General features: G+C 73.4%; 13 protein-coding genes. 7 read left to right on the forward strand and 6 right to left on the reverse strand.

Annotated elements, in window-relative coordinates; all coding sequences use genetic code 11:
• Positions 1 to 112 precede the first annotated feature (112 nt).
• Entirely contained in the window at positions 113 to 1552 is a 1440-nt protein-coding gene (locus ACIRVK_RS07055) for a GH1 family beta-glucosidase (RefSeq protein WP_404244395.1), read from the forward strand.
• A 102-nt stretch (positions 1553 to 1654) separates the two neighbouring features.
• Here ACIRVK_RS07055 and ACIRVK_RS07060 read toward each other — a convergent pair whose 3' ends face one another.
• The 3 genes from ACIRVK_RS07060 to ACIRVK_RS07070 all read right to left on the reverse strand — a co-directional run bounded on the left by ACIRVK_RS07060 (position 1655) and on the right by ACIRVK_RS07070 (position 5279).
• A complete protein-coding gene (locus ACIRVK_RS07060; RefSeq protein WP_404244396.1) occupies positions 1655 to 3097 on the reverse strand; it encodes a cellulose binding domain-containing protein in 1443 nt (480 codons plus the stop codon).
• 74 nt (positions 3098 to 3171) lie between these two features.
• On the reverse strand, positions 3172 to 4578 hold the full coding sequence (locus ACIRVK_RS07065) for a sensor histidine kinase (protein ID WP_404244397.1): 1407 nt from the start codon (positions 4576 to 4578) through the stop codon (positions 3172 to 3174).
• The gene (locus ACIRVK_RS07070) at positions 4575 to 5279 is read right to left on the reverse strand and encodes a response regulator transcription factor (protein WP_404244398.1); all 705 of its coding nucleotides are present in this window, start codon (positions 5277 to 5279) and stop codon (positions 4575 to 4577) included. Before ACIRVK_RS07070 ends, ACIRVK_RS07065 begins: the two co-directional genes overlap by 4 nt.
• A 98-nt stretch (positions 5280 to 5377) precedes the next feature.
• Between ACIRVK_RS07070 and ACIRVK_RS07075 the strand changes: the two genes are divergently transcribed.
• A complete protein-coding gene (locus ACIRVK_RS07075) occupies positions 5378 to 5881 on the forward strand; it encodes a hypothetical protein (protein WP_404244399.1) in 504 nt (167 codons plus the stop codon).
• A gap of 31 nt (positions 5882 to 5912) precedes the next feature.
• On the opposite strand, the gene ACIRVK_RS07080 is transcribed toward ACIRVK_RS07075, so the two are convergent.
• A complete protein-coding gene (locus tag ACIRVK_RS07080) occupies positions 5913 to 6782 on the reverse strand; it encodes a spermidine synthase (protein ID WP_404244400.1) in 870 nt (289 codons plus the stop codon).
• Between the two features lie 83 nt (positions 6783 to 6865).
• The gene (locus tag ACIRVK_RS07085; RefSeq protein WP_404244572.1) at positions 6866 to 7303 is read right to left on the reverse strand and encodes a hypothetical protein; all 438 of its coding nucleotides are present in this window, start codon (positions 7301 to 7303) and stop codon (positions 6866 to 6868) included.
• A 287-nt stretch (positions 7304 to 7590) separates the two neighbouring features.
• Between ACIRVK_RS07085 and ACIRVK_RS07090 the strand changes: the two genes are divergently transcribed.
• Positions 7591 to 9000, forward strand: a complete 1410-nt coding sequence (locus ACIRVK_RS07090; RefSeq protein WP_404244401.1) for a hypothetical protein — start codon at positions 7591 to 7593, stop codon at positions 8998 to 9000.
• On the opposite strand, the gene ACIRVK_RS07095 is transcribed toward ACIRVK_RS07090, so the two are convergent.
• Positions 9001 to 9597, reverse strand: a complete 597-nt coding sequence (locus ACIRVK_RS07095) for a histidine phosphatase family protein (RefSeq protein ID WP_404244402.1) — start codon at positions 9595 to 9597, stop codon at positions 9001 to 9003.
• A 197-nt stretch (positions 9598 to 9794) separates the two neighbouring features.
• On the opposite strand from ACIRVK_RS07095, the gene ACIRVK_RS07100 reads away from it, so the two are divergent.
• From ACIRVK_RS07100 to ACIRVK_RS07115, 4 genes are read left to right on the forward strand one after another with little or no spacing between them, the layout of a single operon-like run.
• On the forward strand, positions 9795 to 10742 hold the full coding sequence (locus ACIRVK_RS07100) for a phosphatase PAP2 family protein (protein ID WP_404244403.1): 948 nt from the start codon (positions 9795 to 9797) through the stop codon (positions 10740 to 10742).
• Positions 10693 to 11847, forward strand: coding sequence for a hypothetical protein (locus tag ACIRVK_RS07105; protein WP_404244404.1), 1155 nt, complete (start codon positions 10693 to 10695; stop codon positions 11845 to 11847). The genes ACIRVK_RS07100 and ACIRVK_RS07105 overlap by 50 nt, the downstream gene beginning before the upstream one ends.
• Complete coding sequence (locus ACIRVK_RS07110; RefSeq protein ID WP_404244405.1) at positions 11838 to 13439, forward strand: hypothetical protein; 1602 nt, start codon at positions 11838 to 11840, stop codon at positions 13437 to 13439. Before ACIRVK_RS07105 ends, ACIRVK_RS07110 begins: the two co-directional genes overlap by 10 nt.
• Positions 13436 to 14782, forward strand: a complete 1347-nt coding sequence (locus tag ACIRVK_RS07115) for an AAA domain-containing protein (RefSeq protein WP_404244406.1) — start codon at positions 13436 to 13438, stop codon at positions 14780 to 14782. Before ACIRVK_RS07110 ends, ACIRVK_RS07115 begins: the two co-directional genes overlap by 4 nt.
• Positions 14783 to 14882 lie beyond the last annotated feature (100 nt).

Genomic DNA, 14882 nt, shown 5'->3' on the forward strand with positions numbered 1-14882 from the left:
TCGCGCGGTGCGCATCTCGGGGCCGGGTCACCGCCGCCCCGGCCCCTCTTCCCCCCTCCGATCTCCCCCCTCCGACTCTTCGGTCTGAACGACCTCACATGGGAGCGCTTCCATGCCTGACTCCGCACAGCCGGCCACCCCGGTGACCTTTCCTCCCGCCTTCCTCTGGGGCGCCGCGACCTCCGCGTACCAGATCGAGGGGGCGGTGCGGGAGGACGGTCGCACGCCCTCCATCTGGGACACCTTCAGCCACACGCCCGGGAAGACGGCGGGCGGCGAGCACGGTGACATCGCTGTCGACCACTACCACCGCTACCGCGAGGACGTGGCGCTGATGGCCGATTTGGGCCTGACCGCGTACCGCTTCTCGATCTCCTGGTCGCGGGTGCAGCCGACGGGGCGGGGTCCGGCCGTGCAGGTGGGCCTGGACTTCTACCGCCGGCTGGTGGACGAGCTGCTCGCGCACGGCATCAAGCCGGCCGTCACCCTCTACCACTGGGACCTGCCGCAGGAGCTGGAGGACGCGGGCGGCTGGCCGGAGCGCGACACGGCGTACCGTTTCGCCGAGTACGCGCAGATCGTCGGCGCGGCGCTGGGCGACCGGGTGGAACAGTGGATCACCCTGAACGAGCCCTGGTGCAGCGCTTTCCTCGGCTACGGCTCCGGGGTGCACGCCCCGGGCCGCACCGAGCCGGAGGCCACGCTGCGGGCCGCGCACCACCTCAACCTGGCGCACGGCCTGGGCACCACGGCGCTCCGCTCGGCGATGCCCGCCCGCAACTCGGTGGCGATCAGCCTCAACTCCTCGGTCGTCAGGCCCCTTTCGCCGCAGAACCCGGCGGACCTGGCGGCCGTGCGGAAGATCGACGACCTCGCCAACGGCGTCTTCCACGGCCCGATGCTGCACGGGTCCTACCCGGAGAGCCTGTTCTCGGCGACCTCCTCGGTCACCGACTGGTCGTACGTCCTCGACGGCGACCTGCGCGCCATCCACCAGCCGCTGGACGCGCTGGGCCTCAACTACTACACGCCGACGCTGGTCTCGGCGGCCGACGCTCCCGTGACCGGCCCGCGCACCGACGGCCACGGCGCGAGCGAGCACTCCCCCTGGCCGGGCGCGGACGACGTCCTGTTCCACCAGACGCCGGGCGAACGCACGGAGATGGGCTGGACGATCGACCCGACCGGCCTGCACGAACTGATCATGCGCTACACCCGCGAGGCCCCCGGCCTGCCGCTCTACATCACCGAGAACGGCGCCGCCTACGACGACAAGCCCGACCCCGACGGCCGCGTCCACGACCCCGAGCGCGTCGCCTACCTGCACGGCCACCTCTCGGCGGTCCGTCGTGCCATCACCGACGGCGCGGACGTGCGCGGCTACTACCTGTGGTCGCTGCTGGACAACTTCGAGTGGGCGTACGGCTACGAGAAGCGCTTCGGCGCGGTGTACGTCGACTACGCCACCCTCACCCGCACCCCGAAGTCGAGTGCCCTCTGGTACGGCCAGGCGGCCCGCACGGGCACCCTGCCGCCGGCGACGTCCGACTGACCGCCCGACCCACTGACCGCCGGGAGCCGACGGGGGCACAGGGGACGGGACGCGGCAGGTCGAGGAGGCCTGCCGCGTCCCGCGGGGTCTTTTCCGTGTGGGTCAGCCGAGGGCGCCGAACGCCTTCGAGAAGGCGAACTTGGCCTGGGTGATGGAGCTGCAGGTGGCGTCGGCGGTGGGCTTGGTGCCGCCGGGGCACTGCTGGTCGCGGGTGGCCGACCACATGGAGAGCCCGCCGAGGCCCTTGGACTTGGCGAAGTCCACCAGCTGGGTGGCGTCGTCGACCTTGAAGACCTCGGAGGAGACGTCGTTGACGCCGATCATCGGGGTCACCGCGACGGCCTTCCAGGCGGCGGAGTCGGACAGGCCGAGGACGCCCTTGATCTGCGCCTGTGTAGCGGTCGCCGCCTGTTCGGCGTAGGTGCCCATGTCGCCGTTGTAGGAGGCGCCGTAGTCCATGGCCATGATGTTGACGGTGGAGATCCTCACGCCGTTGGACTTGGCGTTGGAGAGCAGGTTCACGCCGTCCTGGGTCAGGCCCTCCGGCATCACCGGGAGGGTGAAGGACACGTCCAGGCCGGGGTGCTGGGCCTGGAGCTTGGCTATCGCCTTCGCCCGGTTGGTGTTCGCGGTCGTGTTGGGCAGCGCGGCGCCCTCCACGTCGAAGTCGACCTTGGTCAGCTTGTAGGCGTCCACGACCTTGCCGTACGCCGCCGCCAGCGCGTCCGCCGAGGAGCAGGTCGTCGCCAGCTCGGAGCCGGAGGCGCCGCCGAAGGAGACGCGAACGTCGCCGCCCTTCGCACGCAGGGCGCCGATCTGGGCGGCCACCCCGTCGCTGCCGAGGTCCGTGACGCCGCCCCACTTGGGTGCGCAGCCGCCGCCGTCGGTGACGAAGGCCAGGTTGTAGTTCTTCACGCCGGTCGCGGCGGTGCTCGCGAGCAGGTCGAAGGCGGGGTAGAGGGAGGTGTCGACGTAGGGGGCGAATCCGGCGCTCGCGGCGGTGCCGGTGCCCGTGCCGGTGCTCTGGGAGGGGGAGGCCGTGACGGTGGGGGTCGGGGTGGGAGTGGGCGTCGGGGTGGCGGGCTGGGTCGGGCGGCCGCTCGGTTCGGGGGTGGCGGTGGCGTCCGTGGAGCATGTCGCGCCGTCGATGAGACAGCCCGTCGGATCGCCGCCCCCGTTGACCACGAAGCCGACCGTGACCGACTTGCCGACCGCGAGACCGTCGGTGTCCCACTTGGCCGGTGTCACGGTGACGTGCTGTCCGCTCACGCTCGACTCGGCGTTCCACAGCGAGCCGAGCTTGGCGCCGGACGGCAGGTCGAACTCCAGTTTCCAGGTCTTCTCCGTGGCGCCGCTGTTGTTCGTCACGACGTACTGCGCGGTGTAACCCGTCGACCAGTCACTGGTCTTCGTGTACGCGGCCCCGATCCCGGCGGCCTGGGCCGTACCGGTGAGAAGGACCGCGCCACCGCCCACCACGGCCGCGGCGACGGCCCCGCCGATGACCTTGTTCCTGCCGCTCACCTTGCGTCGATGCATGCTCATGGCGTGGCACGCTAGCGAGCCGGAAACGGGCAAAGCACCCGATCCGGGCGGGGGTTGAGGATCTTATAGTGCGCTTAAGGGAGGGATCGGGGGCGATTAAAGGTAGAGACCAATTTCCGCTGCCGGCGCCGCCGCACCGACCGGTGCCCCCGCCCGCCCGGCGTCCGCGCCCGGCCGTCCAACTGGATCCAGATCCGGACCTCCGTCCCGCCCAGCACCGACGAACCGATCCGTACGTCACCGCCGGTCGCCTCCGCGAGCCGCCGCACGATGTCCAGGCCGAGGCCGGTCGAGCCGTCGCTGCCGGAGCCCCGGCCGCGCGCCATCGCCGCCTCGGGGTCCGAAATGCCCGGGCCCGCGTCGGAGACGAGGACGATCACCGCGTCCTCGCCGTTGTGCAGGTCGACGGCGAAGGCGGTGCCCTCGGCGGTGTGCCGGAAGACGTTGCCGAGCAGGGCGTCCAGCGCGGCGGCGAGGTCCGCGCGGGCCACGGGTATCCGCACCGGCCGGTCGGCGCCCGCCATCCGCCACTTGCGGCCCTCGTCCTCGGCCAGAGCCGACCAGAACGCCATCCGCTCGCGCACCACCTCGGCCGCGTCGCACCCGGCGCCGGGCCCGGCGGCCGCGGTCTGCGGCTTGGCGTCCCGGGCGGTGCGGATGATGGTGTCGACCTCCCGCTCCAACTGGGCCACCGCGGCCCGGGTCTGCTCGGCGGCCGGCCCGTCCCCGAGGGAGGCCGCGTTCAGCCGCAGCACGGTCAGCGGGGTGCGCAGCCGGTGCGACAGGTCGGCCGCCAACTCACGTTCATTGGCGAGGAGTTGGACGACCTGGTCGGCCATGGAGTTGAACGCGACCGCCGCCAGCCGAAGTTCGTTCGGCCCCTCCTCCGGCACCCGTGCGCCCAGCTTCCCCTCCCCCAGCTCGTGCGCCCCCTCCACCAGCCGCTGGGCCGGCTGCACCATCCGCACGCCCAGCCGGTCGGCGACCGCGACCGAGCCGACGATCAGCGCGACGCCGACCCCGGCGAGCACCGCCCAGGCCGTGCCGACCCCGTTGGTGACCTCGGACTCGGGCACGTACACCTCGACCACCGCTATCGCGCCGGAGCTCAGCGCGACCGGCTGGAGCAGCGTGGAGCCGCCCGGCACCTCGGTGGTGGAGGCCCGGCCCAGCCGGCGCACGGTCGCGATGTCCCCGTCGGCGGCGCGCTGCCGTCCGATGTCGACGGCCGACTGACCGCCGGCCGCCGGTATGTGGACGGCCATCCCGGCATCCGAGCCGGCCGAGGCGACGACCCGTTCCAACTGGTCGCGCTCGGTGGTGATGGACAGCGCCGGGGCGACCGCGGCCGCCTGCCGCTCGGCGTTGGAGAACGCCCGGTCGCGGGCCATCTCCTTGATGACCAGCCCGAGCGGGACCGCGAAGGCCACCACGACCATGGCGGTGACCGCCAGACAGACCTTGACCAGGGCCCACCTCATCGCGGCACCTCCCCGCCCGGCGGTTCCAGCTTCACCCCGACGCCCCGCAGCGTATGCAGATAGCGCGGCCGCGCCGCCGTCTCGCCCAGCTTCCGCCGCAGCCAGGAGAGGTGGACGTCGATGGTCTGGTCGTCGCCGTAGGACTGCTGCCACACCTCGGCGAGCAGTTCCCTGCGGGGGACGACGACGCCCGGCCGGCCGGCCAGGAAGGCGAGCAGGTCGAACTCGCGGCGGGTGAGGTCGAGCCGCGCACCGTCCAGTTCGGCCTGGCGGCGCAGCGGGTCGACGGTGAGGCCGCCGACCCGGATCACGGTGGAGGGCGCGGCATCGCCGGGGGCCGTACGGGACCGTCGCAGGACCGCCGCCATCCGCGCGGACAGGTGCTCGACCGAGAACGGCTTGGTCAGGTAGTCGTCCGCGCCCGCGTTCAGCAGTCGGACGATCTCCGTCTCGTCGTCCCGCGCGGTGGCGATGATCACCGGGACGTCGGTGATCCCGCGCAGCATCTTCAGGGCCTCGGACCCGTCCAGATCGGGGAGGCCGAGGTCCAGGATGACCACGTCGAAACGGAAGTGGGCGACCTCACGCAGCGCCTCCAGCGCCGTCCCCACACTGCGCACGGTGTGCGCGGCGTCGGTCAGGTGCCGGATCAGCGCCGAACGTACGAACTGGTCGTCCTCGACCACGAGCACACTTGCCATGCGCGGCACCGTACGCCATGCGGACGAGCCGCACCGGGGCCTGTGGATAACTCCGAGCGTGTGCGGCCCGTGGGTCGGGTGGGGCAGTATGACCGGCGATGTTCAGAGGACTCGTGCACGTACTGGCTTGGACGCTCGCCACGGGCGCGGCGGTCACGCTGTCGTGGTGGGGTGTCCACACGGTGATGGCGGGCACCGCCTACGACCCGCCCCGCGCCCTGCCGATCACTGCTGCCCACGCCACCACCCAGGACTCGAAGCCGCTCGCCTCGTCCACGCCCCGGCCCTCCCCGTCACCGTCGAGGACCACGCCGAGTGGCCCGTCTCCGAGGCCGACCGCCCCGAAGACCCCGGCCGCACAGCCCTCCCCGACCACGTCCGGCGAGGTCAAGAGCTACGACACCGACGGCGGGCGGGTGGTCTTCGACCTCGGCCAGGCCTCCGCGTCGCTGGTCATGGCGACCCCCGACACCGGGTGGTCGATGCAGACGTGGAAGACGGACACCTGGATCCGGGTGGAGTTCACCTCGGGCACCGCGAAGGTCTCGGTGATCTGCACCTGGCACGACGGACCGCCGCACGTGGAGGTCGGGAACTACTAGTGCCCGCAGCGGCACTGGCGCCTGCGCGGCGCTAGCGGAACACCGAGGGCGGTGGCGCTGGAGACGCGGTCGCCGCGGCGTCCGTGACCGGGAGCGCGCCGCCGGTGAAGTCCCGCAGGGCGCGGCCGTGTTCGACGCGGCCGGGGTGGGGGTCGGAGGCGGCGCGGCGGGTCAGTTCGGTGACCGGCAGCGGGGTGTCGGAGGCGACAAGGACGGCGTTGCCGAAGCGTTTGCCGCGCAGCACGGTCGGGTCGGCGACCAGCGCGAGTTCCGGGAAGCGGGCGGCGGCCGTGGCGATCTGGCCGCGCAGGTGGGCCAGTGGCGGGCCGTCGGCGAGGTTCGCGGCGTAGTGGCCGCCCGGTCTGAGGACCCGTCGGACCTCGTCCAGGAACTCCGTGGAGGTCAGATGGGCGGGGGTGCGGGCGCCGCTGAAGACGTCGGCGATGACGAGGTCCGCCCAGCCGTCGAGGACCTTGGCGAGGCCGTCGCGGGCGTCGGCGGAACGGACCCGGATGCGCGCGTTCGGATCCAACGGCAGTTCACGGCGGACCAGTTGGACGAGGGCCGCGTCCCGTTCGACGACCTGCTGGGTGGAGCGGGGGCGGGTGGCGGCGACGTACCGGGCGAGGGTGAGGGCGCCCCCGCCGAGGTGCACGGCGTGCACCGGGCGGCCGGGCGGGGCGGCGAGGTCGATGACGTGGCCGAGGCGGCGCTGGTACTCGAAGGCGAGGTGGCAGGGGTCGTCCAGGTCGACGTGGGACTGCGGGGCCCCGTCGATCAGCAGCGTCCAGGCCCGCGGCCGGTCCCGGTCGGGTATCAGCTCGGCGAGCCCCCCGTCCACGGCTTCGACGACGGCTTCGGCACCGCCGCTCGTGCGCCGGGAGTTCCTGGACTTTCCCATGGGGCCATTATCGGGCCGCACAGGATGGTCGGCTCAGCGGGCTTGCGCCGGGCCCACCGGTGATCGAGGCGTCCGGGCCGTCGTCACCGGCAGTTGTCCGCCGCCTCGATCGTCCGGGCCGCCTCGCCCAGGGCCGCGCGCAGGACCGCCGGGTCGGTGGCGAGGTCGCAGGCGCCGGGCGGCAGGAGCCAGTCGGAGCCCGCGACGGGGGGCACGGGATTCAGGCTCAGGCCCCGGCCGTCGGTCTGGGTGCAGGTGCTGCCGGGGACGTCCCAGGCGGCGGCCGTGCCGGGCGGGACGAGGAAGCCGAGGGTGTCGCGGTCGTCGTCGTGCAGAACGGGGCCCACCGCGTCGCCGGTGCCGCGGCGCAGGATGTCGACGGCCTCCAGGCCCTGCCGGGCGGGCACGGTGACGAGGTCACAGGCGCCGCCGGGAAGGGGCGGCGCGCTGTGGTCCGGGGTCGGTGGGTGCCCCACCGTCGTCAGCGGCGTACAGGGAACGACACTCTGCCTGGTCTCCATCCCGGCCTCCAGCACGGAACCCCTCCTTGAACGAAGCGGGTCGGGAGACGGGCGGCTCCCGGTCCGCGGTGTTCAACGCACGCGCGCGTCAACGGCTACGCCGGAAGTCCGCCGCAAAGGATGGCAGTTCATGGCAGATCTCGGATGAGATATCCGGTTTGTAGCTAAACACTGCGTGACGGGTCCGGCACAGCCGGTACGTTCTTACCTGCTGGAAACGGGGAGCTACTGGAACAACTCACCGCAATTCCGGCATGGTTCGACGGTTCGCACGAGAGGACCCGGCCATGGCGTCGTCACAGGTGACCTCGTCCCAGCCCACACCCGACCGGCCACCGCGGCCGAACCTGGTCTTCCGGGAGCTGCGCGGCAAGCGCTCCCCGGCCGAGTTCGCCGCCGCGGTGCGCCGGGCCGCCCGCGAGATCGGGGAGCGGGTCAGCTGCGACGCGCGCTATGTGGGCCGGGTGGAGGCGGGCGAGATCCGTTGCCCCAACTACGCGTACGAACGGGTGTTCCTGCACATGTTCCCCGGTCGCACGCTCACCGACCTCGGCTTCGCACCCCGCTCGTCCGTCCGCGGACGCCGGGCGCACCCCACCGGTGAGACGGGCGGGGCGCACGAGCCGTATGACACGCAGGACCCCCAGAACCACGAGATGGACGACAACTACGAGGAGAGCGACGTGCTGCGTCGCGCATTCATGACCGGCGGGGGCGCCACCGTGGCCGCCGCCTCGCTGGGCCCCATCGGGCTCGCCTTCGACGCCGCGGCGGCGGGACGCCCCGTGCGCCGCGCCGGGGCGGACGACGCGTACGCGCTCGAGGAGGCCGTACGCAGAATCCGGCTGCTGGACGACCGTCACGGCGCGGACGGCCTCTACCGGCGCGCGGCACAGCCGTTGCGCGCCGCCTACGCGCTCCTCGACGCCGGCGCGACCCGGCGGACGACCGCCGAGCGGCTGCACGCGGGCGCCGGTGAACTCGCCATCTCGGTGGGCTGGCTGGCGCACGACTCGGGCCGCTTCGACGACGCCCGCTCGCACTACGCGGAGGCGCTCGCGACGGCCCGGATGACCGGCGACGACGCCCTGGAGGCGCACGCCTTCTGCAACACCGCCTTCCTCGCGCGCGACGCGGGCCGCCCACGCGAGGCGGTACGGGCCGCGCAGGCCGCGCAACGGGTCGGGCGGAACCTCGGCTCCCCCCGGCTGATGTCGCTGCTGGCCCTGCGCGAGGCGGGCGGCTGGGCGGGGCTCGCCGACCGCACCGGCTGCGAGCAGGCACTGGCCCGCGCGCAGGCCCTCTACGAGCGCGGCACCTCCGAGGCCGACCCCGAGTGGATGAGCTTCTACGGAGAGGCCGAACTGGAGGGCCTGGAGGCGCAGTGCTGGTCGACGCTGGGCGACTGGTGCCGCGCGTCCCGTCACGCCCGGCGCGCGGCGCAGCTGCAGGACCCGCACTTCACCCGGAACATCGCTCTCTACACCGCTGAACTCGCCGACGACCTCGCGCGGGGCGGCCGGCCGGACGAGGCCGCCGCAGCGGGCATGCGGGTGCTGGACCTGCTGGACCAGGTGCAGTCCTCCCGCATCCAGGCGATGCTGGCGGCCACCGCACGCGTGCTGCTGCCGCACCGGCGGGCGTCGGGGGTGTCGGCGTTCCTGGAGCGGCACGCCTCGTCACCGCGCACCGCGTAGCTACCCGCCCAGGTGCCCCAGGTCGTTCCAGCTCTCGATCGCCGGGTCCCCGTAGGCCCAGCCCAGCACCGACAGGGACGTCGGGAGCAGTTTGATCCGGGCCGCGAAGTCGATCGGCAGCCCCAGCCAGCGCGCCCCGATCGACCGCAGGATGTGGCCGTGGGCGAAGACCAGCACGTCCCGGTCCGCCGACCGCGCCCACGTGACCACCTCGTCGGCGCGGGCGGTCACCTCGGCTAGGGACTCCCCCTCGGGGACGCCGTCGCGCCAGATCAGCCAGCCGGGCCGCACGTCCTGGATCTCCTCTGGCGTCATGCCCTCGTACGCCCCGTAGTCCCACTCCATCAGCGTGTCCCAGACGGCCGCGCGCTCCCCGAATCCGGCGAGTTCGCACGTCTCACGCGCGCGTGCGAGCGGGCTGGTCCGCACCTCCGCCCCCGGCAGGCCCTCCAGCGGCGCCCGGTGCAGGCGTTCGCCGAGCAGCTTGGCACCGCGCCGTCCCTCCTCCAGCAACGGCACGTCACTCCTGCCGGTGTGCTTGCCGGACAGCGACCACTCGGTCTGTCCGTGCCGGGCCAGCAGGATGCGCGGTGCCATGAGGAGGAAGCCCTTCGGAAGGAAATCGCAGGCGGAACCCCTCCATCATCGCGCACCCTGGTCGGGGGCAACCCGGCGGCCGATCTCTGCGTCTTTGACTGCCGGGGGCGCCCCGTGGGGGGCACGCACGTACGCCGTAAAGTGGCACGACCCGTCCACCGGGCGCCGCGCGAGACGAAGAAGGGGGAGGCGATCGGATGCCGAAGACCGAGACGACACCTGGCACCGAGGCAGCCGCCCCGCGCGCCCGTCTGCGCTGGTGGACCGAGCTGCCGCTGATCATGCTGGTGTACGCGTGTTACTCGGCCGGCCGCCTCCTCGTGCGCGGTGACACCTCCGACGCCGTCGACCACGGCCTGGCGATCCTGCGCGTCGAGAAGTTCCTGCACATCAACGCCGAGCACCCGCTCAACCGGCTCTTCACACGCGAGGCGTGGCTCGGCATCCCGGCGGACTTCTGGTACGCGTCCCTGCACTACCTGGTGACGCCCGCCATCCTGGTCTGGCTGTTCCGCTCGCGCGCGGTGCACTACCGCGCGGCCCGCACCTGGCTGATGACGTCCACCTTCATGGGCCTGATCGGCTTCACCCTGCTGCCGACCTGCCCGCCCCGCCTCCTGTCGGCGGGCCAGGGCTTCGTGGACACGATGGCCCAGTACAGCTCGTACGGCTGGTGGGGCGGGGCCGCGAGCGCCCCGAAGGGGCTCGGCCACATGACCAACCAGTACGCGGCCATGCCGAGCCTGCACGTGGGCTGGGCGCTGTGGTGCGGGGTCATGCTGTGGCGGCACGGCAGGACGCGTACGGCGAGGGTCGCCGCCGTGGTCTACCCGCTGCTGACCACGCTCGTGGTCATGGGCACCGCGAACCACTACCTCCTGGACGCGGTCGCGGGCGCCGCGGTGATGGCCGCCGGGCTGTTCCTGACGCCGTACGTGCTGCGGCTGGTGGACTCGGTCAAGGAGCGGTTGCCGTTCGTCGCAGGGTCCTCCAGGGTCGCAGGTTCCTCAATTGTCAGTGCCGGATGCCAGACTTCCGCGGGTGAGCGAATTCCACGGCAGCGCGAGTCGCGGTTCAGCGACGGAGCCGAGCCCGGTGCCTCTTCCGCGGACGCGGGGGAAGGCGCTGCGGCAGCGGCTCGCTGAGCTGCGCGGTCCCGACGTCCCGGCGAAGGCGCTGGACGCCCGCGCCCTGGCCGCCCTCGCCGCCAACCCGGGCTGCAGACGGCGCGCGATCCTGGACGGCGCCGGGGTGGACAAGGCGGCGCTCGCGAGCGCGCTGGGCGCCCCCTCGGTGTTCGGGCAGTCGCAGTTCGCCTTCACGCGGGGCAACGCGTTCGAGGCGAAGGTCAAGGCGGACGGCGGCGCGGAACTGCTGAGGCTGGCGCACGAGAAGCTGGACCGCACCGCCGAGCCGCCCGTCGGCGCGCGGGTGCCCGATCTCACCGCGTCCGGTCCGGAGGGCCGCACGGCGCGTACGGCGCTGGCCCTGCGCGAGGCCGCCGGGGCGCCGGGCACCTGGACGCTGCTCGACCACCCGATGCTCGCCCTCGACGTGGCGGGCTCGCCCGCGTTCCTGGAGCCGGACGCGGTGGTCGTGCACCCCGACGGCGGCTGGACGGTCGTGGAGATCAAGTCCTTCCCGATGCTGGACGGTTCCGCCGACCCGGCGAAGGTCGGCGCGGCGGCCCGGCAGGCGGCGGTCTACGTGCTGGCGCTGGAGGAGGTGGCCGCCCACCTCGACCCGCCTCCGGAGGTACGGCACCGGGTGCTCCTCGTCTGCCCGAAGGACTTCTCCAACCTCCCCACCGCCTCGGCCGTCGACGTCCGCAAGCAGCGCGCGGTGACCGCCCGCCAGTTGGCCCGCCTGACCCGCGTCCAGGACATCGCCGACACGCTCCCCGCCGGCACCTGCTTCTCCCCCGAGCTGCCCGCCGCCGACCTGACGGCCGCCGTGGAGTCGGTCCCGGCGACCTACGCCCCCGAATGCCTGTCCGCCTGCGAACTCGCCTTCCACTGCCGGGGCCGCTCCCGCGAGAGCGGCGCGGTCACCACCCTGGGCCGCTCGGTCCGCGCCGAACTGGGCGGCCTGACCACGGTCGACACGGTGCTGGCGGCGGCGCACGACGAGACCGGCGACCCCTCGGACCCGACCGTGACGGCCCTCCGCAGAGCCGCACGACTGCGCGCCGAGGCGCTGGCAGGGCTGCCCCCGCGGACCCAGGCTCCGGGGGAGTCATCATGTCCCTGATCTCCACGCTCGGTCGCCTGGAGGCCGTCCGCACCGGACGGGCCCAGCCCGCCGCCACCGTCCGGCACCGGCACCTTTCCGAGCGGCCGCTCGTCTTCGTGCCGCTCACCACCGCCGGTGAGGCGGGCGCACCGCTCGGCGCGCTCGTCGGCACCGACCGGGACGCGCCGCGCCTGCTGGTCGTACCGCAGCCGCGCGACCGGGACCTCAGGTTCGCGTTCCTGGCGGAGCTGGCGGACGTCGTCCTGCCGTACGTCGACACCTTTGCCGAGGAGGTGGAGGCGGCCGAGCGCAACGAGACCGATCCGGAGACCGGCAAGCGGGTCAAGGTCGAGGTGGAACTGTGCGCCGACGCCCCCCAGTTGATCGTCCCCAGCCGCGCGGGCATCGACTTCGTACGGCTCCTCGGCCGCTCCATGCGCTTTAGGCGCACGGCGGAACAGGACCCGGAGAGCCCGCACCCCGCGCCCCCGCGCGTGCCGTTGCTCGGCCGGTGGCTGACCCACTTCGGGGAGCGCGCCCGGGTCCCCGGCTCGTCCCTGCTGCTCGCCATGACCGACGTACTGGCCCGGCACTGGTCGAGCGGCCAGTCCACCCTGGAGGACCAGCATCTGGGTGCCCTCCTCGCCTGGATCGCCCCGCCCGCGGGCATGTCCGGCGCCGAGGCGGCCCTGCACGCGGAGCTCGCCCGCGGCCCCCGCGACCAACTGCTGTGCCCGCCCGCCGGACCCGCCACCGACCCCGCTTTCGACAACAAGCTCCTCGCCCCCGCGATCGAGCGCTACGACCGCGCGCGCACCGCCCTCGCCGCCGCCGAGGACGGCCTGGAGGCCGACGACCGCCTCGGTGAACTCACCGCCGCCGAGCGGGACATCCGCGACCTCGTCGCCGGTGTCACCCGGCCCACCTGGGACAAGGTGTGGACCGGCCTCGACCTGCTGCGCACCCTCCCCGAGGGCGCGCACGTCGAGGAACGCTGGACGCGCGACCGCTGGTCGTTCACCGCCCACCGCGACCGCGTCACCGCCGGCGAGCCCCCGCAGCCGCGCCGCGACGACGCGGTGACGGCCGCGAACAAACTCGCCTCGCGCGAGCGTGAGCAGGCCCGCCTGGAGGCGCAGGAGGCCCTCGACGATCCGCTGGTGATGGCGGGGCGCCGGCTGTCCGGGGAGGCGTTCGAGGGGGAGGTCACGGACGTCGTGATGGCGTACAGCGAGAGCAAGCGCCCGAGCCCCCGCCCCCTGGTCACCGTCCGCACGGACGACCGCCCGCACCTGGGCGAGCGCGCGAGGACCTACCGCTCGCTGAACGGCAAACCGCAGTCGGCCGAGTTCGTCGGCCACGAGGAGTCCGCGGAGGGCGGCACGCTCGTCGTCCTGCGCATCCTCGACAAGATGGGCCGCGGCAGGGATCCGGAGCCCGGATCGGTGCCCGAGAAGGGCGACCGGATCTGCTTCACCCTCTTCGAGCACGAGCAGCGCGGCGGCCCCAAGCTCCCCGACCCGGAGGAGACGCCGTGGACGCACGGCGGGCCGCCCGGTGAGGCCGTGGCGGAGGCCGCCGACCCCCTGACCTCGGAGGACGTCCTGTGACCACCGTTTCCGCCCCCGGCCTCGACCCGGGGACCGCGGCCGCCGAGGCCACCGACGCGATCCTGAGCGACACCCTGCACGGCACGCACCGCGGCGTGGTCGTCGACTCCCCGCCGGGCGCCGGAAAGTCCACGCTCGTGGTGCGCGCGGCGCTCGAACTGGCCGACGCGGGACGCCCGTTGATGATCGTGGCGCAGACCAACGCCCAGGTGGACGACCTCGTCGTCCGGCTCGCCGAGAAGAACCCGCAGCTCCCGGTCGGCCGGCTGCACAGCAGTGACGCCGACCCGTACGACAAGGCGCTGGACGAGCTGACGCAGGTACGGAAGTCGGCGAAGGCGGGCGACCTGGCCGGGCTCCCGGTGGTCATCTCCACGGCCGCCAAGTGGGCGCACGTGAAGGCCGACGAGCCGTGGCGGCACGCGATCGTCGACGAGGCGTACCAGATGCGCTCGGACGCGCTGCTCGCCGTGGCGGGGCTGTTCGAGCGGGCCCTGTTCGTGGGCGACCCGGGTCAGCTGGACCCGTTCTCCATCGTCGGCAGCGAGCAGTGGGCGGGACTGTCGTACGACCCCTCGGCGTCCGCGGTGACCACTCTGCTGGCCCACAACCCGGAGCTGCCGCAGCACCGTCTGCCGGTGTCCTGGCGGCTGCCCGCGTCGGCGGCCCCGCTGGTCTCGGACGCCTTCTACCCCTACACCCCGTTCCGCAGCGGCACCGAGCACGACGACCGCCGCCTGTCCTTCGCCGTCCCCTCGGACGGCTCCGGCCCCGACCGGGTGATCGACGCGGCGGCGGAATCCGGCTGGGGCCTGCTGGAACTGCCCGCAGGGCACACCCCGCGGACGGACCCGGAGGCGGTACGGGCGGTGGCGACGGTCGTAAGGCGACTGCTGGACCGCGAAGGCGCGGCCGTGTCGGAACGCTCGCCGGACCCCACCCCGCTCACCGCCGCCCGGATCGCCGTCGGCACGGCCCACCGGGACCAGGCGGCGGCCGTGCGGGCGGCGCTGGCGGAGCTGGGCGTCACGGGCGTCACCGTCGACACGGCGAACCGCCTGCAGGGCATGGAGTTCGACGTCACCGTCGTCCTGCACCCCCTCTCCGGCCGCCCCGACGCCACCGCCTTCCACCTGGAGACGGGCCGCCTGTGCGTGCTGGCCTCCCGCCACCGGCATGCCTGTGTCGTCGTCTGCCGGGCCGGCGTCGGCGACCTGCTGGACGAGTACCCGTCCACAGAACCGGTCCAGCTGGGAACGCTGGTGAAATTCCCGGACGGGTGGGAGGCGAATCACGCGGTGCTGGCGCGGCTGGGGGAACATCGCGTGCCCTGGGCACCTTGAGAGTGCGGGGCCGCGATCCCCTGCCCGGGCCCTCTTGCACGGTCGCGGGACAATGGACGGTGGCCCATGCACGTGAGGGTCTTCCGCGACATACGAGGAG

Source organism: Streptomyces sp. NPDC101152 (genome assembly GCF_044768275.1).
Classification (GTDB): domain Bacteria; phylum Actinomycetota; class Actinomycetes; order Streptomycetales; family Streptomycetaceae; genus Streptomyces.

Excerpts from the sequence above, each read along its gene's own strand:
- ACIRVK_RS07055 (WP_404244395.1), top strand. The coding sequence starts at position 113 with ATGCCTGACTCCGCACAGCCGGCCACCCCGGTGACCTTTCCTCCCGCC.
- ACIRVK_RS07060 (WP_404244396.1), bottom strand. The coding sequence starts at position 3,097 with ATGAGCATGCATCGACGCAAGGTGAGCGGCAGGAACAAGGTCATCGGC.
- ACIRVK_RS07065 (WP_404244397.1), bottom strand. The coding sequence starts at position 4,578 with ATGAGGTGGGCCCTGGTCAAGGTCTGTCTGGCGGTCACCGCCATGGTC.
- ACIRVK_RS07070 (WP_404244398.1), bottom strand. The coding sequence starts at position 5,279 with ATGGCAAGTGTGCTCGTGGTCGAGGACGACCAGTTCGTACGTTCGGCG.
- ACIRVK_RS07075 (WP_404244399.1), top strand. The coding sequence starts at position 5,378 with ATGTTCAGAGGACTCGTGCACGTACTGGCTTGGACGCTCGCCACGGGC.
- ACIRVK_RS07080 (WP_404244400.1), bottom strand. The coding sequence starts at position 6,782 with ATGGGAAAGTCCAGGAACTCCCGGCGCACGAGCGGCGGTGCCGAAGCC.
- ACIRVK_RS07085 (WP_404244572.1), bottom strand. The coding sequence starts at position 7,303 with ATGGAGACCAGGCAGAGTGTCGTTCCCTGTACGCCGCTGACGACGGTG.
- ACIRVK_RS07090 (WP_404244401.1), top strand. The coding sequence starts at position 7,591 with ATGGCGTCGTCACAGGTGACCTCGTCCCAGCCCACACCCGACCGGCCA.
- ACIRVK_RS07095 (WP_404244402.1), bottom strand. The coding sequence starts at position 9,597 with ATGGCACCGCGCATCCTGCTGGCCCGGCACGGACAGACCGAGTGGTCG.
- ACIRVK_RS07100 (WP_404244403.1), top strand. The coding sequence starts at position 9,795 with ATGCCGAAGACCGAGACGACACCTGGCACCGAGGCAGCCGCCCCGCGC.
- ACIRVK_RS07110 (WP_404244405.1), top strand. The coding sequence starts at position 11,838 with ATGTCCCTGATCTCCACGCTCGGTCGCCTGGAGGCCGTCCGCACCGGA.